The sequence below is a fragment of the Streptomyces racemochromogenes genome (assembly GCF_039535215.1).
GTDB classification, from domain to species: Bacteria; Actinomycetota; Actinomycetes; order Streptomycetales; family Streptomycetaceae; genus Streptomyces; species Streptomyces racemochromogenes.
The window spans coordinates 7008665-7031243 of record NZ_BAAAWT010000001.1; the positions used below are offsets into that span (position 1 = coordinate 7008665).

Below are 22579 nucleotides of genomic sequence, written 5' to 3' on the forward strand. Positions count from 1 at the left end.
GGTGCACGCGGAACGCGGCACGGCGGATGTTCCGCCGTGCCGCGCCCGTGCCGCCCGCGGTGATCTTCGTCAGGGGAGCTGGTCGTAGTTGTACTGGCCCTTGTACTGCGGGGCCCACACCTCCGGCCAGGGGGTGCTGGTGCTGCCGCAGGCGCCCAGGACCACGGGGGAGCGGCGGCCGGTGTCCCGGATGCACTGCCCGGTGCTCGCCTCCACGATCTCCCAGCGGTTCGGGTAGGCGTCCGTGCCCCGGTACCTCCAGGTGAAGGTGGAGCAGCCCCAGCCGTTGGCCAGGACCATCGCCGTGCCGGGCGCGGTGCCGCCGCCCTGCGTGCCGAGGCAGTAGACGCCGAACGCGCCGATGGTGAAGTTGCCGTTGCCCACGTTCTGGAAGTGGAAGCGCTGGTGCAGCGCCTCCTTGCAGTCGAAGGTCTGGATGATCGTCCCCTCCTCGGGGCGCCCGCCCCCGCGGATGTCGAGGCACTTCCAGCTGACGGCGGCCCGCAGCTCGTAGGTGGCCGCGTCGCGGAAACTCGTCGTGTACCGGATGCCCGGGTTCTCGGCCGCCCGCGCCGTCGACGTCGGCAGCAGCAGGACCAGCAGGCCCATCAGAGCGGCCACCACGCCGTGCCCGCCGAGCCTGCCCAACTTTCGCACCACTTGCTCTCTCCTGTCGTGAGAACGTCCTTGACGCGGAGAACGTAGCGAGATCCGCCGAACCCCCGGTACCCGCCCATTCAGGGGGGTACCGGGGGTCCGGGCACGCGGGTCAGGCGGCGGTCCAGCCGCCGTCCATGGGCACCGAGGTGCCGGTGACGTGGCCCGTGTGCGGGCCGCAGAGCCACAGCGCGACGGCCGCGACCTCCTCCGGCTCGATCAGCCGCTTGATCGCGGAGCCCCGCAGCAGCACCTCGGAGACCACCCGGGAGGCGGGGATGCCGTGCGCTTCGGCCTGGGCGGCGATCTGCCGCTCCACCAGCGGGGTGCGCACGTAGCCGGGGTTCACGCAGTTGCTCGTCACCCCGTGTGCGGCGCCCTCCAATGCGGCGACCTTGCTGAGCCCCTCCAGCGCGTGCTTGGCGCTCACGTAACCGGACTTGAAGGCGCTGGCGCGCAGCCCGTGGACGCTGGAGATGTTGACGACCCGCCCCCAGCCGCGCCCGTACATGTACGGCAGGGTCCGCCGCAGCAGCAGGAACGGGGCGGTGACCATCACCCTCTGGATCAGCTCGAACCGCTCGGGCGGGAAGTCCTCGATGGCCGCCACGTGCTGGAGCCCGGCGTTGTTGACGAGGACGTCGGCCTCGGCGGGCAGTCGGCCGATCGCCTCCGGGTCGGCGAGGTCGGCGGCATGGGCCCGCCCGCCGACGAGTTCCGCGACCGCCCCGGCGGCCCCCGCGTCCACGTCCACGACGTGGACGAAGGCGCCCGCGCCGGCGAGCGCCACCGCGCAGGCCCGCCCGATGCCGCTGCCGCCGCCGGTCACCAGGGCCACACGTCCCGCCAGGGCGGAGGCCGTTCCACCGGATGAGGTGCTGATCTCGCTGGTCATGCCCCGAACGTTAGGGACGTGTGCCACCGCGTGCCGATGTGCGCCGCCGCCACACTCGGCGGCCGCGCTGTGGCGGCGGGCACCACCGCAGGACGGCACGGGCCGCGGTGCGTGCGCGCACCCCGGCCCGCGCGCCTCCTGCCGGTGTCCTGCCGGCGTCCTACTGGTGGGGGCGCCAGTTCGGCAGGCCGGCCGACGAGGGGCGCCAGGCCATCACCTGGGCCAGGTGGCGCAGGATCTCCTCGGCCTCCCGCCGGACCTGACCGGGTACGTCGCCGCGCTCGCGTACGAGCTGGGCGTAGATCGGCGCGTCACTGCTGGTGCTGCTCACTTAGGATTCACTCCCCTGAAGCCGGCACCGCGGGCCGGGCGGCACAAGTGTAGGCGGCGGCCTGGCGGCAGCCGAACAGAGGTCGGTACGGGCGCGGACGGGTACTCACGGGCACTGGGTCCCGTCCGCCGGAGCGGTGCCGTCGACGAGGAACGCGTCGACGGCCTTGGTGGCGCAGGAGTTCTTCCCGTAGGTGCCGTGCCCCTCGCCCTTCACGGTGAGGTTGAGGCCGACGCCCCGGCCGAGCGACTCCGCCATGCGCTTGGCGCCCTCGACGGGGGTCGCCGGGTCGCCCGTGTTGCCGATCACCACGATCGGGGCCGCGCCCTCGGCGGAGACCTGCGGCTTGTCGGCGGTTCCGCGCACCGGCCACTGCGAGCAGCCGAGCAGGCCCTCCACCATCTCCGGCCCGAACACCGGGGAGGCCGCCCGGTAGGCGGCTTCCTGCGCCTTCGTCTCCTCGACGGTGTAGCGGCGGCTGGTGTCGGCGCAGTTGATCGCCGTCTGCGAGGCGTTCGAGTTGTCGTAGTGCCCGTCCTCGCCGCGTCCGTTGTAGAGGTCCGCGAGCTGGAGCAGGTTGTTCCCCGTGCCCAGCTGGCGGAGCTCGCCGAGGCCCTGGACGAGGTACTCCCAGGTCTCCTTGTCGTAGAGACTGGCGGCGATGCCGGTGAGCGCGAGGTCGGAGGTCAGCTTGCGGCCGCTCTCCGTGGCGGCGGGCTTCGCCTTCAGCTTCTCCAGCAGCTCGTTGATCCGCTTGTTGCCCTCGGCGTCGCTCGCGCCGGTCGGGCAGTTGGCGGTGTACTTGCCCCGGCAGTACTCCATCGCGTGCTCCAGCGCCTGCTGGAAGCCCTTGGCCTGGCCGAGGCCGGCCTGGGCCTCGTCGGCCGTGGGGTCGACGACGGCGTCGAACACGGTGCGTCCGACGTTCTTCGGGAACAGGTGGGCGTAGACGCCGCCCAGCCGGGTGCCGTAGGAGATGCCGAAGTAGTTCAGCTTCCGGTCGCCGAGGACCTGGCGCATCAGGTCCATGTCGCGGGCCGTGTCGGCCGTGCCGACGTGGGGGAGCAGCTTCGCGGACTTCTGCTTGCAGGCGTCGGTGAACCGCTTGATGTCGTCGAGGGTGTTGCCGGAGCCCGGGTCCTCGTCGAGCGTCTTGTCGTCCAGGCACAGGACCGGCGCGCTGTTGCCCACGCCGCGCGGGTCGAAGCTGACCAGGTCGTAGACCGCGCCCAGCTTCTTGTACTCGTCCGCCGCCTGCGGGAGCGTGTGGACGCCGGAGCCGCCGGGGCCGCCGAAGTTGTAGACGAGGGAGCCGATCCGCTTGCCGGGGTCGGTGGCCTTCTTGCGGATCAGGGCCACGTCGATGGTCTCGCCGGCCGGCTTGGCGTAGTCGAGCGGCGCCTTCATGCTCGCGCACTCCCAGGCCGCGCCCGGGGCCTTGCCGCCGCCCTGGGCGGCCGACGGCGCCGGGCAGGTCCGCCACTCGGGCTTCTGCCCGGTCAGGGCCGCGGGCAGGGCGGGGAGCGGGGCGGGTGCCGCGGCGCCCGCCGGTCCCGAGGGCTTCGCCTGCGCCGGAGCCTTCTCGTCGCCGCCGCAGGCCGCCAGGGCGGGGACCGCCAGCAAGGAGGCGGCGGCCAGGACCGCCGCCCGGACGGGGCGGCGTATGAGGTGGGGCATGCGTGGGCTCCTGCGCGGTTCGGAGGGCATGGGTAAACGAAGGACAAAGTGTAGGGGCGGATTCCGGCCAGCGGTTCCCGGGGCCGGGAAGATCCGGAAGACACCCCCTAGCCGACGGGGGCGGCGCCCGCGGTGCGGGGCGAGCCGGGGCCGCGGGCGCCGCCCGCGGTACGGGCGGCCCGGCCCTCCGCGTGCGGCTCCCCGGCCCGGTACCGGCCCGGCGTCGTGCCGAACTCGCGGCTGAAGGCGTGCGAGAGGGCGTACGGGGTCCCGTAGCCGACCCGGCGCGCCACCGCGGCCAGCGGGTCCTCGGTGCCGCGCAGCAGGCCGGCGGCGAGGTTCAGCCGCCACCAGGTGAGGTACGCCATCGGCGGCCGCCCCACCAGGGCCGTGAACCGCCGCGCCAGCGTGGGGCGGGAGACCCCCGCCTCGGCGGCCAGCCGCTCGTTGGTCCAGGGGGCGGCCGGATCCGCGTGCAGCGCCCGCAGCGCGGCGGCCGCCACCGGGTCGCCCAGCACGGCCGGCCAGCTGCCCGCCGTGCCCTCGGCGGTCAGCCAGGAGCGGATCATGTAGACGAGGAGCAGGTCGAGCAGGCTGGGCACCGCGACACCGCCCCCCGGCCGCTGCCCGCCCAGCTCGCGGCCCAGCAGATCGATCGCGGAGCGCAGCTCGGGGTGGCTGCCCACCCGGTTCGGCAGGTGCACCACAGGCGGCAGCTCCGCCATCAGCGGGTGCGCCCGGCTGCGGTCGAGCCGGTACTTGCCGCACAGCATCTCCACCGTGCCGCCGGTGCCGGTGCCGGTGCCGGTGCCGTCGTCCCGCGGACCGGTGCGCCGCCACGCCCCCCGGACCGACTCGAAGGGCAGCGCCCGCGCCACGGCCCGCGCGTCGGCGGGCGAGTCCGCGATCACGTGCCCCGTACCGTGCGGGAGCAGCACGGCGTCACCCGCGACCAGCGACACGGGCGGTCCGCCGTCCGGCAGCAGCCAGCAGCCGCCCTCCAGGACGACGTGGAAGCCGGCGCCGTCGTACGGGGCGAACCGCACGCACCAGCTGCCGTCCACCCGCATCCGGTCGGACGAGGGCCTGCCGACCCGTACGGCCGTGATCGCGTCGCTCACCACATCCACCGCGCCAGCCTATCCGGGGCTCCCCGGATGAGCCGCTCTCGTATTCCGCAGAGCGTCCGGAGCATTGAGCCGCTCACCGGAGCCTCCGTACAGTGATGATCATGGATAACGCGAACGGGAACGGCATGGTGCTCGGCGACGTCGAGGTCATCCGGGTGATCGAGTGGCAGGGGCCCTTCGGCCCCGTGACGGACCTGGTCCCCGAGGCGGGGGAGCGGATGTGGAAGGACAACGGGCACTGGCTCGCCCCCGACCACCTGCGGGCCGAGGACGGCCGCGCGGTGATGGCCCTGCAGACCTGGGTCCTGCGCAGCGGCGGCACCACCGTCGTCGTCGACACCGGGGTCGGCAACGGGCGCGAACGCCCCGGCGCCCCGCTCTTCCACCGGCGGGAAGGGGACTTCCTGGGGGCCATGGCCCGCGCGGGCGTCGACCCCCGGGACGTCGACTACGTCGTCAACACGCACGTCCACGCCGACCACGTCGGCTGGAACACCGTCGAGGACGCCGGGGAGTGGGTGCCCGCCTTCCCCAACGCCCGCTACCTGATCCCGGCCGCCGACGACCACCACTTCGGCCCGCGCGGCGGCTACGCCAAGGGGGCGCGGGAGGACGACCGGCTGATCTACGAGGACAGCATCGCACCCGTGCACCGGGCGGGGCAGGCCGTGCTCTGGGAAGGCGCCCACCGCATCGACGAGCACCTCACCCTGGCGGCCGCCCCCGGCCACACCCCCGGCTCCAGCGTGCTGCGGCTGGCGTCGGGCACCGACCGGGCCGTCTTCGTCGGCGACCTCGTCCACAGCCCGGTCCAGATCCTCGCCCCGTCCTGCAACAGCTGCTTCTGCGCGGACCCGCGGCAGGCCGCGGCCACGCGCCGGAAGGTCCTCGGGCGGGCCGCGGAGCTGCGGGAACTGGTGGTGCCCGCCCACTTCGGCGGCGGGGGAGCCGTCGAGATCCACCGAGAGGGCGAGGGCTTCGGCATCACCCGGTGGGCCTGACCCGCGCCCGATCGCGATTGCGGGGTCGGATCATCGGACTGTTACGGTCCGGGCATGCCGCAACTGGTCGCCCCCACCCCCCGCCTGTACTCCTCCTGGCTCTGCGCACAGGAGGAGTGGGGGCCCGACGCTCACCTGGACGGGGGCGGGCTCGGCTCCGACGACGACGTCACGACCGAGCGGGGCTTCGCCGACTGGACGGCCAGGCTGCGCGCCCGGGCCGACCGCACGGCACCCGTCGAGCAGGGCCTGGTCCACGCCACCCACTGGTGGATCACCGAGGGCGACACCTACCTCGGCTCCATCGACCTGCGGCACTACCTGAACGCCTTCCTGCTCGACGCGGGCGGCCACATCGGCTACGCCGTCCGCCCCTCGGCACGCGGACGCGGTCTGGCCGGCTGGGCCCTCGCCGAGGTCCTGCACGAGGCGCGGCTGCTCGGCATGGACCGGGTCCTGCTCACCTGCGACCCCGGCAACGGCGCCTCCGCCCGCACCATCGAGCGGGGCGGCGGCGTCCTGGAGGACGTACGGGAGACCCTGGTCGGCCCCAAGCGCCGCTACTGGATCACCCTCTGAGGGGAGAGGCGGCAGCGGCGGGGGAGGCGGGAGGGGCCGGCGATCCCTGCGCCAGGCCCGACAGCTCCAGCGCGCGCAGCATGGCGGGCAGGTCCCAGTGGCCGCAGGAGCAGTCGGCGGCCAGTTCCTCCAGCGCCCCGGGCGTGAGCTCACGGCGCACGGCGGCGTCCAGCAGCGCCGCCGCGGTCTCCTGGCGCTCCTCGAACGGGGTGCAGCGGCAGCCGTCCCAGGTCCCGTAGAGCAGCAGGTGCAGGCACTCCGGGCGCTCCGCGAACCGGCTCATCCCGCAGTCCAGCCCGTCGTCGGCCAGGTCCTGCGGGTAGGGCGCCCGGGCCCAGGTCCCGTCCTCGGACCAGTAGACGCAGCCGAGTTCCCAGCTGCCGAGCAGGTCGCGCAGGGTCTCGTACGGCAGCCAGTCCGGGCCCTGGGCCAGCATGTCCACGCCCGGCTCGTGCCACTTGACGGCGCTCGACTCGTCCTCGCCGTAGAGGACGTACCGGCCCCCGCCCATCGGGGCGAAGGTCCACCAGGTGCAGCCGCAGTCGTCGAGGTGGAGGCCCTCCGCGTCGATCCAGTGCCCGCTGCGGTGGACGCCCTGCCCCTCCGCCTCGGTGTCGGCCTCCAGCACCGCGATTAGGGCCCAGCGCGCCCACAGCTCCTCGGCGGGCGGCAGGTCCCCGGGCAGGCCGGGACGGTTGATGGTCATATCGGTGGAAACCCCCTGGACGTGACGGCCGTTCGCCGCCCGAGCCTAGCGGGCCCTGGCAGCCGGCGCCGGACGGCCGCCGCGGGCCGGAACCCGCGGCGGCCCGCCCTCATCGGGCGTTGCGCTCCGGCAGGTCCACGTCGGCCGGGGCCGGGGCCGGGGTCGCCGCGAAGCCGCGGGCGTTCGCCTTCACCGGCTTCTTGCCGCAGAAGGCCCCTTCGAGGGTGCCGCCCAGGGCGGTGTTCGCCGCGCCCTGGTTCGAGGTGTTCGCCATGGCGCTGAGCGTGCGGGAGCCGTCGCGGGTGGAGAAGGCGTAGGTGTAGAAGCCCTGCACCGTGCCCGTGTGCCCGTACACCGACGTACCGCACGACAGGTCGTAGCGGCGCAGGCCCAGGCCGTAGAAGCGGGTGTTGGTCGCGTCGGTGGGCGTCATCGTCAGCATCTGGTCGAGCAGGGCGGGCTTCACCAGCTTCCCGCTCACCAGCGCCGACATGAAGGTGCCGAGGTCCGCCGGGTTGGAGATCATCGCACCGGCCGACTGGGCCCACGACACCGTCTGCTCGGTGGAGTCGACGAGCGGGGCGCCGGCCTCGTCCGGGGTGAGGTAGCCGTGCGTGTGCAGCCCCTTGATCTTCGCGTCCGGGTGCACGTACGAGGTGTCGCGCAGCTTCAGCGGCTTGATGATGCGGCGCTCGTACTCCTTGGCCACCGGGCGGCCCGTGGCCTTCTCGATGAGCATGCCGACGACCACGAAGTTCGTGTTCGAGTACTTGTACGCGACACCCGGCTCCGTCGTGCGCGGCTCGGCCAGGGAGAGCTTCACCAGCTCGTCGTAGCCGAACACCTTGTTGCGTACGGCCTCGAAGCCGGGAACCGTCTTGTCGAACATGGCGTTCGTGTAGTCCGCCAGCCCGCTGTGGTGGGTCAGCAGGTGCCGCACGGTGATCCGGTCGTCGGGCAGCAGTCCGGGCAGGTAGCGGTTGACCGGCTGGTCCAGCTCGATCTTCTTCTCGTCCACGAGCTGGAGCAGCACGACCGTCGAGAACGTCTTGGTGACGCTGCCGATCCGGAAGCGGGCCTGCGGGTCCATGGCCTGGCCCGTGACCTTGTCGCGCACCCCGACCTTCTCGACCAGGGTCTTCTTCCCGTCGCCGATGCGGGCCAGCGCGCCGGGCGCCCCGGCGGCGGTGGTGTTGCGCAACGCCTGGGCCACGGCCTCCAGATCGGGGTCCGGCAGGGTGGCGGCGCCGGCTCCGGCGGCCTGCGGGAAGGCGGCGGGCGCGGCCTGCGCGGCGGTGGCGGGCACCACGGCGGCGACCGTGGCCAGCAGGGCGGCGCTGACGGCCAGACGGCGGTTCAGGGGCAGGGGCACGTTGTTCCTCTTACTCGGTCGGTGCGGTTCCCGGGACCCGGACGCCGGCTGCCGAAGGGGTCCAAGGGGCGGCCGGCGCTCCGAGTCGATCAAGAGCTTACGCAAGATCACGCAAAGCAGGTCATCGCGGTTCCCGGCCGAGGCCACGTCACCATCCGTGACGCGAGCGCCCGTTGACGTTCCGTAGGATCGACCCGTGACGACGACCTTTGTGCTCGACGGCGGGCTGATCCGCACCCTGGACGACTTCTGGCGGGTGGTGGGCGAGGCCGTCAACGGGCCCGGCGGCTACTTCGGCAAGAACCTCGACGCCTTCAACGACTGCCTGCGCGGCGGGTACGGCACCCCGGAGTCCTTCACGCTGGAGTGGCACGACCACCGCAGCTCCCGGCAGTCCCTGGGCCACCCGGAGACCGCCCGGGTGCTGGAGGAACGGCTGCGCCGCTGCCACCCCGCCAACCGCGAACGGGTCGCCCAGGACCTGGCGGCCGCCCGCGAGGGCCGCGGCCCGACCGTCTTCGACTGGCTGGTGGAGATCATCGAAGACCAGGCCCCCGGCGCCCTCCGGCTCCGCTAGCAAGCCGTACGCCGCGACGGGGCCGGTCCCAGGCGCCCGGCGGAATCCGGCCGGCCGAAATATGATGGCCCTGGATCTTCGCGTCGCGGGAGCAGGGAGCCCATGCACATACCCCGGAGGGGGCCGTGACCCCTCGGCGCCAACCGCACCGGCCCGACAGCGCCGACCTGCTGAGCATGCTGGGCCGGCTCAGCGCCCAGGCGCGGGAAGGGGCGCGCTTCCAGCACGCCCGGGTGGAGCTGGCCGAGGCCCTCCAGCGCGAGATGCTGCCCTCCTCCCTGCCCGTCCTGCCGGGGCTGCGCACGGCAGCCCGTTACGCGCCCGCCCAGCACGGCCTGGAGATCGGCGGCGACTGGTACGACGGGTTCCGGGTCGCCGAGGACGCCCTGGCCTTCTCCATCGGCGACGTACAGGGGCACGACGTGGCCGCCGCCGCCTTCATGGGCCAGGTCAGGGTCTGCCTGCGCGCCGTGGGGGCCGTCGTCGCCGACCCCGGCGAGGTGCTCGGCCGGGCCAACGACGTCCTGCTCTCCCTCGACAGCGAACTGTTCGCCACCTGTAGCCTGCTCCGCTACGACCCGGCCACCGGCGACCTCGCCAGCGCCCGGGCCGGCCACGTGCCGACCGTCTGGGCCACCGCCGCCGGCCGCTACGGCCTCGCCGAGGACGAGGGGGGCCCGCCCCTGGGCACCGTACCGGGCGCCGGGTACTCGGTCACCCGGCGCCGGCTGACCGAGCCGGGCTCGATCGTCCTGCTCACCGACGGTGTCGTCGAGGGCCCCGCGTTCCCGATCGAGGTGGGCCTGGAGCGGGTGCTGCGGATCGTCCGGGAGGCGGCCGGCGGCGACCCGGACGAGCTGGCGGCCGAGGTGATGAAGGTGGCCGACTCCACCGGCCACGCCGACGACGCCGCGGTGCTCGTCCTCAGCCACGGCGCGGCCGGCGCCTGATCCCCGCCGGGCGTGTCACGGCCCGCCCCGGCGGCCGGGCTGTTGTCTGATGCTGTGGTGCGCACCGTGCAATGGCGAGGTCCGTCCGAGGCGCTCCTGCGGATCCTCGGGGTCGCCGCCGCCTACTACCTGAGCGGCCGGCTCGGCCTGCTGTGCCAGGTGGTCGTCGAGGGCTCGGTCGTCACGCCCCTGTGGCCGCCCACCGGCATCGCCCTCGCGGCCCTGCTCTGGTTCGGCCCGCGGGTCTGGCCGGGCATCGCCCTCGGCACGTACCTCACCATCGAGGGGATCTCCGCCTTCCGCCCCGTCGACCTGCTCATCGTCCTCGGGAACACCCTGGCCCCGGTGTGCGCGTACGCCCTGCTGCGTCGCGTAGGCTTCCGGCCCGAGATCGACCGGCTGCGGGACGGGCTCGCGCTGGTCTTCGCCGGCGGCCTGCTGCCGATGCTGGTCAGCGCCACGGGCGGCGCCGGGACGCTGCTGCTCACCGGCAACCTGCCGCCGGAGAAGTTCTGGGGGGTGTGGTCGGCCTGGTGGGCCGGGGACACCATGGGCGTGCTGCTCGTGACCCCTCTGCTGTTGGTCCTGCGCCGGGCCAGGCCGCCGCGGGACCCCTACCGGGTGGCCGAGGCGCTCGCGCTGATGACGGCGGCGGGGGCGGTCACGGCCCTCGCGGCGCACAGCGGCATGTCGCTGCTCTTCCTGGTCTTCCCGCTGCTCATCTGGGCCGCCGTGCGCTTCCAGCTGGCCGGCAGCGCACCCTGCGCCCTGCTGGTGTCGGTGGTGGCCGTGGGGGCGGCGATCGACCAGGCGGGGCCCTTCGCCCACCACAGCCTGCTGGAGATCATGGTCAACCTCCAGGCGCTCAACGGGGCGGCCGCCCTCACGGGCCTGCTGCTGTCGGCCATGGTCACCGAGCAGAACAACATCCGCCTGAAGATCGAGGAGGTGTGCGAGGACCTGGCCGAGGTGGTGGCCCACCTCGCCCCCGGCCGGCGGGACGAGTGATCAGGGCAGCGGTACGCCCCGGGCCGTGGTCCACAGCTCGTACCACTCCTCGTGCGTGAGGTCGGGCGGGTTCAGGGCCGCGTCGCGGCAGGCACGGATCCGGTCGGGGCGGGCCGTGCCGATCACCGGCGCGATGCCCGCCGGGTGCCGCGTCAGCCACCACAGCAGCACCGACTCCGGGGTGGTGCCCTTCTTCCGCGCCAGCTCCCCGAGCAGGGCGGCGGTGGCCCGTTCCGCCGGCGTCCGCTGGCGGCCCGTGAACCGGCCCTGGGCGAGGGCGCCCCAGGCCTGGAGCCGGATGCCGTGGTCGAGGCAGTGCTCCAGCGTCCCGGGGGCGAAGCCGTGGCCGGCGCCCTCGGGGGTGTTGAGCAGCACGCCGGACTCCACCCAGGCGCGGCTGTGCAGGCTCATCTCCAGCTGGTTGGCGACCAGCGGCACGTCCAGGCGCGCCTGGAGGCGGGCGATCTGCGGGGCGCCCGTGTTGGAGACCCCGAAGGCGCGGACCAGTCCCCTGCCGTGCAGGGACATCAGGGCGGCCGCGACCTCGTCCGGGTCGGCCAGGGGGTCGGGGCGGTGCAGCAGGAGCACGTCGAGGACGTCGGTCCGCAGCCGTTCGAGGCTCTCCTCGACGCGCCGGACGATGGCGGGGCCGCGCAGGTCGTACAGGCCGGGGCCGCCGTCGCCGCCGGGCAGGCGGATGCCGCACTTGGTCTGAAGGGTGATGCGCTCCCGGAGCCCGGGCGTCCGGGCCAGTACCTCGCCGAAGACGGCCTCGGCCTTGCCGTGCCGGTAGATGTCGGCGTGGTCGAAGACGGTGATACCGATGTCGAGGGCCGCGTGCACGGCCTCCTCGGCGGCGTCGACGTCCCGGGGGCCGTACGGGCCGGGCTCCCAGCTCCCGCCCAGCCCCATGCACCCGTACAGCAGCCGCCCGCCGCCCCTGCCCGTCTCCGCGTTCTCCGTCACGGGGCAAAGCCTAGGCCGTGTCTTTCGGATCAGGCCGGGCCGGGGGAGCGGGGTCAGTGGCGGCGGCGGTGGGTGCGGGCCTGGCAGGTCCACCAGGTGACGGCGCCGGTCAGACCGCCCAGCCACCACAGCAGCACCGCCGGTGCCGCCGCGTACGAGGGCCACATCAGCCATCCCAGCGCCCAGCCGGTGGCGACGACCGCCAGCGGCGGGGCGGCCGCGTAGGCCCACAGGGGCGCGCGCCGCACCAGCCGCACGGCCAGGCGGCCGAAGGCGAACGCGGCCAGGGCGAAGCCGTTGAGCAGGAGCAGCCCTGCGAGCCCCATCGTCGGTGCCTCCGGTTTCGGGAACGGGAGGACGATACGCCACCGGCGGGACCCGGGTACGAAATGCTCGACGGCTCCTTGACTGCTCAAGCTTTTTCCCTGATGCTTGAGCGGTCAAGGAGGTAGCAATGAGTGATGCGCTGGATGTGTCCCTGCGCCTGGTGAAGGCCCAGACGGCCCTGGTGCGACGGTTCGACTCCCGGCTGGGGTCCCTGTACGGGGTCAGCCTGGCCGACTTCATGGTCCTGCTCCACCTCGGGCGGGCGGAGGGCGGCCGGATGCGGCGCGTCGACCTCGCCGGGGCCCTGGGGCTGACGGCTTCCGGCGTGACCCGGGGGCTCGGCCCGCTGGAGCGGATCGGCCTCGTCGTCCGAGAGGCGGACGCCCGCGACGCCCGCGTCGCCTACGCGGCGCTGACGGACGCCGGCCGCGAACGGCTGGCCGACTGCCTCAAGGCCGCGGGCCAGGTCGCCGCCGAGGTGTTCGCGGCGCCCGAGTGGTCCCCGGCCGAGGTCGAGACCCTCAGCGCCCTGCTCACGCGCATGGGCGGCACCGGCCTCCCCGAGGACCATGGCACGGGAGCCTGAACCGGGCGCCGGCGTACGGGCCGGGGGGATGACCCTCCGGCCCGTACGGCCGTCCGGCGCCTGAGCGCTGTGGTGCGGTGCCGGGCTCCGGCCCGGCCTACCAGTAGTGCCGTCGTCCTCCGACGGCGTGTCCGACGGCTCCCAGGACCCACAGGACGAGGCCGATGAGGACCAGGATGAGGCCGATGGTCCAGAGGATGGATATGCCGGCGACCCAGCCGACGATCAGCAGGATGACACCCAGAATGATCATGTCTTTCTCCCATCTCCGGTGGGCGTCTTCCCACATACCGCGCCGCGATGCATCCACATGCGGCCGAACCGGAACCGGGCCGCCCGCGGAACCGCGCGGTGACACCGCGACTACTCTGGGGTGAACGCGCGGCGCCACACCGCCGCGACGCATTCGACTCAGGGGGGAATGGAATGGCACGTCGGCCTGCCGTCGTCGATCTGCTGGAGCTCAGCCCGGACTTCGTGAGGGACCCGTACCCGGTCTACGCCGCCCTGCGGGAGCGGGGCCCCGTGCACCACGTCCTGACGCCCGACGGCGAGCACATGTGGCTCGTCGTCGGCCACGAGGCCTGCCGCACGGCCTTCACCGACCCGCGGCTGAGCCGCGACTGGCGCCGCTCCGGGGACGTCGGCCAGATCATCAACGCCGAACAGGACCACCCGGCGCTGGCCCACATGCTGATGTCCGACCCGCCGGACCACACCCGCCTGCGCCGCTTGGTGGCCCGCGAGTTCACCCCGCGGCGCATCGAGGCCCTGGCACCGCGCATCCAGCAGATCACCGACGAACTGCTCGACGCCATGGAGGCCAACGGCGACCGCCGCGTCGACCTGGTGGAGGCCTTCGCCTTCCCCCTGCCGATGACTGTCATCTGCGAACTCCTCGGCGTCCCGGCCCTGGACCGCGAGGCGTTCCGCGGCTGGTCCAACGAGATGGTCGCCCGGACCAGCGCGGAGGCCGAGGCCCGCGCGTACGAGGAGATGCCCCGCTACCTGAGCGGCCTCATCGACGCCAAACGCGCCGAACCGGGCGACGACCTGCTCAGCGCGATGATCCACGCCGTCGACGAGGGCGGCGACCGGCTCTCGCCCGCCGAGCTGACAGGCATGTGCGTCCTGCTGCTCATCGCCGGGCACGAGACCACCGTCAACATGATCGGCAACGGGATGCGCGCACTGTTCGCCCACCCCGGCCAGCTCGCCGACCTGCGCGCCGACCTCGGCCTGCTGGACGGAGCCATCGAGGAGATGCTGCGCTACGACGGTCCGGTGGAGACCTGCACCGAGCGACTCGCCCTGGAGGACGTGGAGATGGGCGGGACGGTGATCCCCAAGGGGTCCGCCGTCCTGATCGCCATGGCCGACGCGGACCGCGACCCGGCGCGCTTCGAGGACCCGGACCGCTTCGACATCCGCCGCGACGCGCGCGGCCACATCGCCTTCGGCCACGGCCTCCACTACTGTCTCGGCGCGCCACTGGCCCGGATGGAGGGCCGCATCGCGCTCCGCTCCCTGCTGGAGCGCTTCCCCGGCCTCGAGGGCGACGCCGACGTCGCCGAGCTCTCCTGGGTGCCGGGCATGCTGATCCGGGGCGTTCGGGAACTCCCCGTCCGCTGGTGACCGGCGCGCCCTACTCCTGGGTCAGCAGGTGCCGTTCGGCCGCCAGGACGGCCTCGTGGGTGGTGGGGCGGCCCATCAGGACGCACAGGGTGTAGGCCACGTCGTCCATGGCTCGCAGCGTGCCCGGGTCCGTGGGGGCGGCCGCGAGGCGGGCCTGGCAGCCCCGCAGGCGGGTCAGGACCTCCTCGGTCCGCAGGCGGCTCGGCAGGATCCCCACGCCCTGGAAGGCACCGCGCGGCAGCGGGGTGTGGGCCGCCTGCACCGCCCGGTGCAGGGCCCGTTGCACCCGCCCGGGCACCGGCAGGCCCAGCGACCCGGCCACCATCGCCTCCGCGGCCTGCGCGGCGGTGATCCGGGCCCGCTCGGCCGCCGTCAGCAGGATCTGCTTCGCCTCGCGGGCCGAACACGGGGTGGCGGCCATCACCAGGCCCAGCGCCCACAGCTCGGTGGGCGCCTGCCCGAGCGGCCGTTCCGCGAGGGGAGGGGCCTGCGCCGCGAGTGCGGCGGCGGACGGCGGGTCACCAGGAGACGCCACGTGAGGATCCCTTCGGCGGGGCATGTGCCCTCTCACGCTGACACAGCCCCCGGGGTTCCGCACGTCCCGTCCCGCGCGGCCGCCGCCCGTCAGAACGCGGAGTTGGCGAACCAGAGGTCGAGCAGGGAGCCGTCGCCCGTGGTCTCCACGCCCGGGGCGGTGCGGTCCAGCCGGCCGTAGAGCAGGAGCAGCAGGTCCGCGGCCCCCGCCCGGACCTCCGCGTCGGCGGGGACCGCACGGCCGTCCGCGCCGAGGTCCGCGTCGAGGCCGAATCCGTCGGGCCGCAGGCGGACCAGCCAACTCCCGCCCGCGCCGTCGGTGCACCGGAACCGGACGGCCTCGCCGGACCCGCGCAGGTGCGCCACCTTCGGCGCGAACAGCGCCGCGAAGGGCAGGTTGACGAGGAACTCGTCCACTCCGTCCCGCGCGAGCGCGGGGTCGACGACCGAGGGGAGGCCGAGCGCCCGTTCGGCGTCGACCCGGTGCACCAGCGTCTCGAACAGCATCCGGCGGATCCAGAACCGGGCGTGCCCGTCCGCGCCCCAGACCCACATCGGGGCGTCCGGGTCGGTGTCGGCGAAGACCTCGGCGGCCTCGGCGGCGCCGGCCCTCAGCCATTCGGCGTAACCGTCCTCGCGCTCGGGCAGCCGCAGGTCCACCTCGCGGCGGGCCGGGGGCTGCTGGATCCGCTGCCGCAGCAGCACCGAGAACCAGCGGTGCACGCCGCCGGCGTGCCGGACCAGGTCGGCCAGCGTCCAGCCGGGGCAGGTGGGTACGGGGACCTTCAGGTCGGCGTCCGCGAGCAGGGCCGCGAAGCGGGCGGCCTCCGCCGCCACCGCCGCCCCGTGGTCGATCCGGTCGGCCGTGTGCATGGTGGGGGAGTCCTTCCGTCCTGTCGTACGCGCTCCTCCGGAACTCTTTCACAGGCTCGCGGCGGGGGTCTCACCGGCCCGCTGCCGGCCCCTCCCACAGGCCGCGCAGGTGCGCGTGGAGCACCTCCTCGGCCTCCCGGGGGCGGAGGTGCCCGATCAGGACGTGCGTGGTGAGGCCGTCCGCCAGGGCCAGGACGGCACGGGCCTCCCGCTGCGGGTCGACGCGCGCCGGCGGCCCGTCCGCGCCCTCACAGGCCTCCGCGATGAGCCGGGCGAACGCCGCGTGCAGGGCCGCGTAGTTCGCCCTCAGCGTCTCGGCCAGCGGCGGGCTGACGACGGCCTGCGCGACGAAGGCGAGCCAGACCCGGGCCTCGGCCCGGTGCTCCTCCCGCAGCAGCGCGACCTCGGTGGCCGCGTGGCCCAGGGCGGACGCGGCCGACTGGGCGGGGCTGCGGACCACCCGGGCCCGTACGCGTTCGCCGATGGCCTCGCCGACGTACCCGAGGGCGAAGAGCAGCATCTCCTCCTTGGTGCCGAAGCACCGCTGCACCGCGCCCATCGAGACCTCGGCGCGGGCCGCGACGTCGCGCAGCGTGACGCCTTCCAGCCCGCGTTCGTCGGCGAGGCGGCAGACGGCCTCGGCGATGAGGCGGCGCCGTCCCTCGTGGTCCACCTGCCTGGGCATGGGCACCCGCCTTCCCGTTCCGTCCCGTAGGGCGCCCAGCTTATTCGATGCGGGCGCATCGGATCCTCGGTTATGGTTCCGATGCAAGCGCATCGGAACGACGGCCGGGCACAGAGCAGGGAGCACGGGGAACATGCCGGAGACACAAGAGACACCGAAGACACCGAAGACAGGGGAAGCCCTCTGGCGGCGGCCGGCGGCCGAGCAGGCGCGCGCCGTGCGCGGCGGAGAGGTGTCGGCGGTGGAGCTCGTCCAGAGCCACCTGGAGCGGATCGCCGAGGTCAACCCGGCGGTGAACGCGGTGACCCAGCTGATGGCGGACCGGGCACTCGAAGCCGCCGCCGCGACGGACCGCCGCCGGGCCGCGGGGGAGGCGCTCGGCCCCCTGGCGGGCGTGCCGTTCACGGTCAAGGAGACCACCCCCGTCGAGGGCGTGCCGACCACCTTCGGCGTCGAACGCTTCCGCCACCTCACCGCGGCCGCCGACGCGCCGCCCGTGGCCCGGCTGCGCGCCGCGGGCGCCGTACCGATCGGGCACTCCAACATGCCCACCCTGGTCCTCGCCGGGATGCACACGCGCAGCGAACTCTTCGGCGACACCGCCAACCCGTGGGACCCCGCCCGCACCCCCGGCGGCAGCAGCGGGGGCGACGCGGCCGCCGTCGCCACCGGCATGGCGGCGCTCGGCCTCGGCAACGACTCCGGGGGCTCCATCCGCGTCCCCGCCCAGTTCTGCGGCGTGGCCGGACTCAAGCCCACCACCGGGCGCTTCCCCGCCGACCACCGGGTCCTCGGCCCCGACGACCCCGGACCGGCCTCCCAGGCGCTGGTGACCGACGGCCCCCTCGCCCGCCGCGTGGGCGACCTCCGGCTCGCCTACGAGGCGCTGGCGGGCGCCGATCCGCGCGACCCCCGCTCCGTGCCCGTCCCCCTGTACGGGCCCCCGCTCCCCGGCCCCGTCAAGGTGGCGGTGGTGGCCGACCCCGGCGGGCACGGCGTCCACCCCGCGGTCGGCGCGGCCGTCGCCGACGCGGCCGGGGCCCTGCGCGACGCCGGCTACGACGTGCGCGAGGTGGCGGACGTACCCCGGCTGGACGAGGCCCTCGACGCGTACGATCGCATCACCATGACCGAATTCGCCCCGAGCTGGCCGGTGGTGCGCACCCTCCTGGGCGAGGGCGGCGACCGCTACGTCCAGATGGCGATGGAGAAGACCCCGCCCGCCACCGCCGAAGAGCTCGTCCGGCTCATGGGCACCTGGCTGGGCATCCGCCGCTCGTGGGCCGAGTTCCTCGACGGGTACCCGCTGCTGCTCGGCCCCTCCTTCACCGAACCGCCCGTCGAACCGGGACTGGAGTCCCGCGACCGCGCCGGCCGGGACCGGGTCGCCTCGGGCATGCGGCTGTGCACGGTCACCAGCTTCACGGGCCTGCCCGCCGTGGCCGTCCCCACCGGGCTGTACGACGGGCTGCCCGGCGGGGTGCAGATCGTCGGACGGGCCTTCCGCGAGGACCTGTGCCTGGACGCGGCCCAGGCTGTGGAGGACCGGCTCGGCGTCCTCACCCCGCTCGACCCGCGCCCGGTGGCCTGACACCGGCGCGGCACCCCGGAAGATCCACCCCTTAGGGTTTGCCCATGGGTTTGACAGCAGGTCACGAGCAGGGAGCCCCGCCCGGTCCGACGGCGCCGGCGCAGGGCTGGCAGGCACCGAGCGCGGTCGAACGGGGGCTGTACGAGGCGAGGACGCGCGGCGACTGGCCCGCGTACTACGACCTCGTCGCCCGCGCCGACCTGTACATGATGCAGTCGCGGGCGGACGTCGACGCGAACCCGGGCAACACCCGCTTCCACCCGTACTGGAACCCGCGGACCGGGACCATGTGCCTGGCCGTCTACACGGGCGGCATGCTGCCGCCGCCCGCCGTGGACCCCGTCTACAACTGCTACGACCTGGGCTGGTTCGCGAAGGTCTGGAACCACGACGACCCGCCCTACCTCGTCGTCAACCCCGGCAGCCCCTGCGAGGGCGTACTGCCGGCCGGACCGGAGGGCCGCGCCCTGTGGCAGCGGCACGCCGCCCCCGTGGACCGGCCCGGACTCGCCCCGGACGCCATCCACACCCTGGAGATCGGCGGCCCCCGCAGCGGCCAGGTCGCCTTCGGGCTCGGCGCCGGCGCGCACATCAACGTGCACAACGGCCGCTACTGGAACGCGATGGCCTACCACGGCTGCGGCTACCTCGACGAGAAGCGCTCCCTGGAGCGCTGGTGGGGCGTCACCACCCGGGAGGACTGGCTGGACACCCAGGAGCGGCTGCTGCGCGCCGACATGGTCAGCGGCGTCTGGGAGTTCGTCCTGCAACTGCGCCGCTCCATGGCCCTGGACTTCGCGGGGCCCGTCGACGCCGACCACTGGCGCCAGGCCGCGGGCAGCGTCGTGCGCCGGCGCGCCGAGGCGGCCGCCGAACCCCGGCTGACGCCCGACGGGGTGAGCCGGGGCCGCACCGTCACCGAGGCGGAGACCGAGGGCCAGGTCGCGGGCGTGCAGCGGCTGATCGGCCGCATCGCCCGCTACGAGGCGCGCTTCCGCGCGGACGGCCTGCTCCCCGAGGGCGGGTTCGTCCGCTCCGTCGAGGCCTGGGACTACGGCCGGGCCTCCGCGATGGCCCGGTGGGGCCTCGCCGCCCGACTGTGCTCCCTGCCCGAGGCGGAGGCCGCGGTGGTCCGCGCGGGACGCCTGGTCCAGGTCAACTACCGCTCGTGGGGGGACTTCTCGGCCGCCTACGTGCTCGGCCGCTGCCTCCACTTCGACGAGGAGGAGTTCGGGGAGTGGTACGAGACCGCCCTCGCCACCCACCGCGTCCTGGCCACGGACCCCGCCAGCCCCTGGCGCACGCTCCCCTGGACCTGACCTGACGCAGCCCGGTTCCAGGGCCGGGCCGGGGTGGGGCGGGGTCAGCGGCCGGGTTCGGCGCCGCCCGGCACCTCGTAGACCGTCCCGTCCACGCCCGCCCGGTAGAGCCGGCCCGCCGAGAACCCCCGGTCGCCGTGCCCGTACGCGATCTGCGTCGAGAGGGGGAGCCCCGACTCCACGGAGCACAGCCGTCCGTCCTCGACCCGCCAGATCTCACCCGCCGCGTGCGTGGCGACCAGCGGGCGGCCCCGGCCGTCGAGGGTCAGCCCGTCCGGCAGGGCGAGCGCGTCGAAGAGCCCGGCCGACACCCACAGCCGCGGGTGCGCCGGATCGCCCACGGGGATCCGGTACAGCCCGGGGGCCACCGTGGTCTGCACGACGTAGACCTCGCCCCCGTCCGGCGAGACCGCTATCCCGTTGGGCTGCGGGACGCGGGCCCAGGCCGGATCGACCCGGCCGTCCGGGGTGACCCGGCCGATGTTCCGGCCGCCCAGGGTCGTGGTGTACACGGTCCCGTCGGGCGCCAGGGCGACCCCGTCGATCCCGCCGAGCCCGGAGGCGTACGTACGGACCGCCCCGGAATCCGGGTCCACCCGCAGCAGCCGCGAGGTGGGGAACAGGTCACCGGTCAGCGAGTGCGCGAGGTCGTTGCCCGTGCCGACGAGCAGCTGCCCTTCCTCGCGGACGACGATCCCGCCGTTGGCGCCGACGTCCCCGGTCAGGGCCACCGGGGCGCTGCCCGGCGCGTCGATCCGGTAGACCCGGCCGCTGAAGTAGGCGGTGGCGAACATCCGGCCCCGCCCGTCGACCGCGATCGACTCGACCCAGTCCGGGAGTTGGGCCACCCGCACCGGAGCCGCCGCCGGCGCACCGGGCGCGCACCGCGCCGCGGCCTGCGCGGGCCCCGCCGGGGCGGCCGTGGCCGCGGCCAGTACGGCCGCGGCCACGAAACCCGCGCGGGGTCCCCGTAAGACGGTGCGGAGCATCCTGTCGAGCCTCATCGCTTCCCCTCCGTGGTCAGACCGGGCTGCCCGTGAAGTATCGGCGCGGGCCCACGGGGCGCACCACCCCGCACCCCGACTCAGGTGGGCTTGACGGCGGAGAAGGCGGTGACGGTCGCCTTGTCGTCGCACTCCGCGAAGACGCCGTCGGTCATGGCGATCTGGTGCGAGCCCGCGCCGGGGACGCCGATCACCATGGTCGGGAAGGAGGCGGGGGTCGCGCCGGACACGCAGTACCCGTCCGCCTCGCCCTGGACGTTGACGAAGGTGAGCTTCGTCCACGCGCGGGCGCCCGGCGCCAGCGCGACCGTCGACGCCTTGCCGCTCTGGGTGATCGCCAGGGGCACGTTCTTGCCCGGCGAGCCGTTGCCCGCCCCGGCGACCGTCGGGAACCCGTTGAGGGTGCAGGCGTGCTTCGAGGTGTTGGTGACCGACACGATGGCCGCTCCCGTCCCCGTGCCGGGCGGCCGGACCGCGGCCTGCTCGGCGTCCGAGACCTTGACCTCGCCGGTCGTGCAGGGCTTCGCCCCGCCGCTGCCCGGGGCGGAAGCCGTCGGGCTCGGCGCGGTGCCGCCCGAGCCGCCGGTGGCCGAACCGCCCGAGGAGCCGGCCGAGGAGCCGCCCGTCGGCGTCGGCTTGGCCGGCACCGAGGCGGTGGGCGGCGCCGGCGGCGTTCCGGCCGCCCCGTCGTCGGCCGGGCCGCAGCCCGTCATCAGGACGGCGGCCGCGGCGGCCGCCACGAGCACCGCCGCCGAGCGGCGCGGGCCTGCTGTGTACTGCATGGGATGCTCCTCGATGTCTCCCGGCCGGCCCCGCACCGGCACGTGCAGGGACACGGCACCGCGCCCCGGCCGAGTTCCCGCGCTGCGCCGTTGTGGCAGTCCTGTCACACGACCATGACGTTCCCCCGCCGCCGGACGCGGGGAGCCCGCGCCGGCGGGGGAGCGGGAACACCGGTCCGGGGCGGCGGCGGGCGGACGGGCGGGACGGGGGCGGGGACTGCCCCGTACGGTACGCCGTCCCCGGCGAGCCCCGGGGGACGCGGACCGCCGTGTTCCGGTGTGCCGCGGAGGAGGCCCCCTCGGGGACCGGTGACGTGGGCGTCCGCTGCGTGGGCGTCGACGCTCCTCGGCGTGGCGGGCACCCTCGCCCCGGGCCGCTGACGCCACGTCGGGGCGTCAGTGGCTACGCTGCCGCCGTGACGCACACGCACCCCGGCCGCCGCCGGCTGCTACGGGCCGGGTTCGGCGCGGCCGCGGCGGCGCTCGCCGGCTGCTCGGCGGACTCCGGGCCGGTGCGCCGGCTGCGGCTCGCGACCGGTCCGCGCGGAGGCCCGTACAACGCCTTCGGCCTGGCCCTGGCGCGGGCCGCCGCCGACGTCGGCAGCGGCCTCGAGATCGTGCCGGTGGACACCGCCGCGAGCGTGGACAACCTGAGCAGACTGGACGGGGGCTCCGTGGACCTCGCCCTGGCCACGGCCGACGTCGCCGAGGACGCGGTGCTCGGGCGGGAGCCGTTCCCCCGGCCGGCCGCGGTGACGGCACTGGCCCGGGTCTACGTCAACTACACGCACCTGGTGGTCCCCGCCGCCGGACCGGTGCACGCCGTAGCCGACCTCGCCGGACGCCCCGTCGCGGCGGGTGCCGCCGGGTCGGGGGTCCAGGTGGTCGCCGGACGCATCCTGCGCGCCGCCGGGCTCACCGGGACCGGTACCGGCCCGGCCCCGGCGGACGTGCGCCTGCTGGGCCTCGCCGAGTCGGCGGCCGCCCTGCGCACCGGCGACGTCGCCGCCTTCTTCTGGTCCGGCGGCGTCCCCACCCCGGCCCTGACGGAGCTGGCCCGCGCACTGCCGCTGCGCTTCCTCGCCCTGGACGGCCACGTGGGCCCGCTGCGCGAACTCCACGGCCCCGTCTACACGGCCGTCACCCTGCCGGCCGGGGCGTACGGACTGACCGCACCGGTCGCCACCCTCGGCGTCGGCAACTACCTCCTCGCCCGGGACACGGTGCCCGCTGACGCCGCGAGCGCCCTGCTGCGGGTGGTGTCCGACCGGTGGCGCGACCTGCTGCGCGACGTGACCGCGGGCGTACGGCTGGAGCCCCGCTTCGCCATCTCCACCGGCAGGGTCCCCCTCCACCCGGGCGCCGCCGCCCACTACCGCTCCGTGTACGGCTGA

At 74.8% G+C, this 22579-nt stretch carries 25 protein-coding genes; 10 read left to right on the plus strand and 15 right to left on the minus strand.

Annotation, left to right across the window (positions count from 1 at the left end; translation table 11 throughout):
• Nucleotides 1–69: 69 nt before the first annotated feature.
• The 5 genes from ABD973_RS32410 to ABD973_RS32430 form a co-directional block, all read right to left on the minus strand.
• Nucleotides 70–660, minus strand: coding sequence for an RICIN domain-containing protein (locus tag ABD973_RS32410; protein WP_125819851.1), 591 nt, complete (start codon nucleotides 658–660; stop codon nucleotides 70–72).
• Between the two features lie 109 nt (nucleotides 661–769).
• Nucleotides 770–1552, minus strand: coding sequence for a 3-hydroxybutyrate dehydrogenase (locus ABD973_RS32415; RefSeq protein ID WP_345503779.1), 783 nt, complete (start codon nucleotides 1550–1552; stop codon nucleotides 770–772).
• Nucleotides 1553–1712: 160 nt separating this feature from the next.
• Nucleotides 1713–1883, minus strand: coding sequence for a hypothetical protein (locus tag ABD973_RS32420; protein WP_007262051.1), 171 nt, complete (start codon nucleotides 1881–1883; stop codon nucleotides 1713–1715).
• A 105-nt stretch (nucleotides 1884–1988) separates the two neighbouring features.
• Entirely contained in the window at nucleotides 1989–3560 is a 1572-nt protein-coding gene (locus ABD973_RS32425) for an alpha/beta hydrolase (protein ID WP_345503782.1), read from the minus strand.
• A 107-nt stretch (nucleotides 3561–3667) separates the two neighbouring features.
• Complete coding sequence (locus ABD973_RS32430) at nucleotides 3668–4690, minus strand: AraC family transcriptional regulator (RefSeq protein ID WP_345503784.1); 1023 nt, start codon at nucleotides 4688–4690, stop codon at nucleotides 3668–3670.
• A gap of 95 nt (nucleotides 4691–4785) precedes the next feature.
• Here ABD973_RS32430 and ABD973_RS32435 point away from each other — a divergent pair, with 95 nt between their 5' ends.
• Both ABD973_RS32435 and ABD973_RS32440 read left to right on the plus strand, forming a co-directional pair.
• Nucleotides 4786–5691: an MBL fold metallo-hydrolase gene (locus tag ABD973_RS32435; protein WP_345504830.1), complete on the plus strand. Its 906-nt coding sequence runs from the start codon at nucleotides 4786–4788 to the stop codon at nucleotides 5689–5691.
• A gap of 54 nt (nucleotides 5692–5745) precedes the next feature.
• On the plus strand, nucleotides 5746–6270 hold the full coding sequence (locus tag ABD973_RS32440; RefSeq protein ID WP_125819847.1) for a GNAT family N-acetyltransferase: 525 nt from the start codon (nucleotides 5746–5748) through the stop codon (nucleotides 6268–6270).
• Here the strand turns inward: ABD973_RS32440 and ABD973_RS32445 are convergent.
• Nucleotides 6260–6976: a hypothetical protein gene (locus ABD973_RS32445; protein WP_345503787.1), complete on the minus strand. Its 717-nt coding sequence runs from the start codon at nucleotides 6974–6976 to the stop codon at nucleotides 6260–6262. The two genes, ABD973_RS32440 and ABD973_RS32445, sit on opposite strands and share 11 nt — an antisense overlap.
• A 109-nt stretch (nucleotides 6977–7085) precedes the next feature.
• Complete coding sequence (locus ABD973_RS32450) at nucleotides 7086–8348, minus strand: serine hydrolase domain-containing protein (protein ID WP_345503789.1); 1263 nt, start codon at nucleotides 8346–8348, stop codon at nucleotides 7086–7088.
• 196 nt (nucleotides 8349–8544) lie between these two features.
• On the opposite strand from ABD973_RS32450, the gene ABD973_RS32455 reads away from it, so the two are divergent.
• From ABD973_RS32455 to ABD973_RS32465, 3 genes are all read left to right on the plus strand, one after another.
• Nucleotides 8545–8925, plus strand: coding sequence for a barstar family protein (locus tag ABD973_RS32455; RefSeq protein WP_125819845.1), 381 nt, complete (start codon nucleotides 8545–8547; stop codon nucleotides 8923–8925).
• Nucleotides 8926–9050: 125 nt separating this feature from the next.
• On the plus strand, nucleotides 9051–9875 hold the full coding sequence (locus ABD973_RS32460; RefSeq protein WP_386381910.1) for a PP2C family protein-serine/threonine phosphatase: 825 nt from the start codon (nucleotides 9051–9053) through the stop codon (nucleotides 9873–9875).
• Between the two features lie 54 nt (nucleotides 9876–9929).
• Nucleotides 9930–10883 (plus strand): MASE1 domain-containing protein, encoded by a 954-nt coding sequence (locus ABD973_RS32465; RefSeq protein ID WP_125596945.1) that lies wholly within the window; start codon nucleotides 9930–9932, stop codon nucleotides 10881–10883.
• Here the strand turns inward: ABD973_RS32465 and ABD973_RS32470 are convergent, their stop codons facing one another.
• Together ABD973_RS32470 and ABD973_RS32475 are read right to left on the minus strand one after the other, a co-directional pair.
• Entirely contained in the window at nucleotides 10884–11849 is a 966-nt protein-coding gene (locus tag ABD973_RS32470) for an aldo/keto reductase (protein ID WP_241253103.1), read from the minus strand.
• A 53-nt stretch (nucleotides 11850–11902) separates the two neighbouring features.
• Nucleotides 11903–12175 carry a hypothetical protein gene (locus ABD973_RS32475; protein WP_125819844.1) on the minus strand — a complete coding sequence of 91 codons (273 nt, stop codon included), beginning with the start codon at nucleotides 12173–12175 and terminating at the stop codon, nucleotides 11903–11905.
• A gap of 128 nt (nucleotides 12176–12303) precedes the next feature.
• On the opposite strand from ABD973_RS32475, the gene ABD973_RS32480 reads away from it, so the two are divergent.
• The gene (locus ABD973_RS32480) at nucleotides 12304–12762 is read left to right on the plus strand and encodes a MarR family winged helix-turn-helix transcriptional regulator (protein WP_345503795.1); all 459 of its coding nucleotides are present in this window, start codon (nucleotides 12304–12306) and stop codon (nucleotides 12760–12762) included.
• 97 nt (nucleotides 12763–12859) lie between these two features.
• Here ABD973_RS32480 and ABD973_RS32485 read toward each other — a convergent pair whose 3' ends face one another.
• Nucleotides 12860–13015, minus strand: coding sequence for a DUF6131 family protein (locus ABD973_RS32485; protein ID WP_164720813.1), 156 nt, complete (start codon nucleotides 13013–13015; stop codon nucleotides 12860–12862).
• A gap of 173 nt (nucleotides 13016–13188) precedes the next feature.
• Here ABD973_RS32485 and ABD973_RS32490 point away from each other — a divergent pair, with 173 nt between their 5' ends.
• Nucleotides 13189–14397, plus strand: a complete 1209-nt coding sequence (locus tag ABD973_RS32490) for a cytochrome P450 family protein (RefSeq protein WP_125819843.1) — start codon at nucleotides 13189–13191, stop codon at nucleotides 14395–14397.
• Between the two features lie 10 nt (nucleotides 14398–14407).
• Here ABD973_RS32490 and ABD973_RS32495 read toward each other — a convergent pair whose 3' ends face one another.
• The 3 genes from ABD973_RS32495 to ABD973_RS32505 form a co-directional block, all read right to left on the minus strand.
• Nucleotides 14408–14932, minus strand: coding sequence for a DUF5133 domain-containing protein (locus tag ABD973_RS32495; protein WP_345503797.1), 525 nt, complete (start codon nucleotides 14930–14932; stop codon nucleotides 14408–14410).
• Between the two features lie 89 nt (nucleotides 14933–15021).
• Nucleotides 15022–15804, minus strand: a complete 783-nt coding sequence (locus ABD973_RS32500; RefSeq protein ID WP_345503799.1) for a maleylpyruvate isomerase family mycothiol-dependent enzyme — start codon at nucleotides 15802–15804, stop codon at nucleotides 15022–15024.
• A 70-nt stretch (nucleotides 15805–15874) separates the two neighbouring features.
• Nucleotides 15875–16489: a TetR/AcrR family transcriptional regulator gene (locus tag ABD973_RS32505; protein ID WP_345503800.1), complete on the minus strand. Its 615-nt coding sequence runs from the start codon at nucleotides 16487–16489 to the stop codon at nucleotides 15875–15877.
• Between the two features lie 133 nt (nucleotides 16490–16622).
• Here ABD973_RS32505 and ABD973_RS32510 point away from each other — a divergent pair, with 133 nt between their 5' ends.
• Together ABD973_RS32510 and ABD973_RS32515 are read left to right on the plus strand one after the other, a co-directional pair.
• Nucleotides 16623–18080 (plus strand): amidase, encoded by a 1458-nt coding sequence (locus ABD973_RS32510; RefSeq protein WP_345503802.1) that lies wholly within the window; start codon nucleotides 16623–16625, stop codon nucleotides 18078–18080.
• A gap of 44 nt (nucleotides 18081–18124) precedes the next feature.
• Nucleotides 18125–19399, plus strand: a complete 1275-nt coding sequence (locus ABD973_RS32515; RefSeq protein ID WP_345503804.1) for a DUF1266 domain-containing protein — start codon at nucleotides 18125–18127, stop codon at nucleotides 19397–19399.
• A gap of 44 nt (nucleotides 19400–19443) precedes the next feature.
• Here ABD973_RS32515 and ABD973_RS32520 read toward each other — a convergent pair whose 3' ends face one another.
• Entirely contained in the window at nucleotides 19444–20403 is a 960-nt protein-coding gene (locus ABD973_RS32520) for an SMP-30/gluconolactonase/LRE family protein (protein ID WP_345503806.1), read from the minus strand.
• Nucleotides 20404–20483: 80 nt separating this feature from the next.
• Complete coding sequence (locus ABD973_RS32525) at nucleotides 20484–21185, minus strand: DUF4232 domain-containing protein (RefSeq protein ID WP_345503808.1); 702 nt, start codon at nucleotides 21183–21185, stop codon at nucleotides 20484–20486.
• A gap of 416 nt (nucleotides 21186–21601) precedes the next feature.
• On the opposite strand from ABD973_RS32525, the gene ABD973_RS32530 reads away from it, so the two are divergent.
• A complete protein-coding gene (locus ABD973_RS32530) occupies nucleotides 21602–22579 on the plus strand; it encodes a TAXI family TRAP transporter solute-binding subunit (RefSeq protein ID WP_345503809.1) in 978 nt (325 codons plus the stop codon).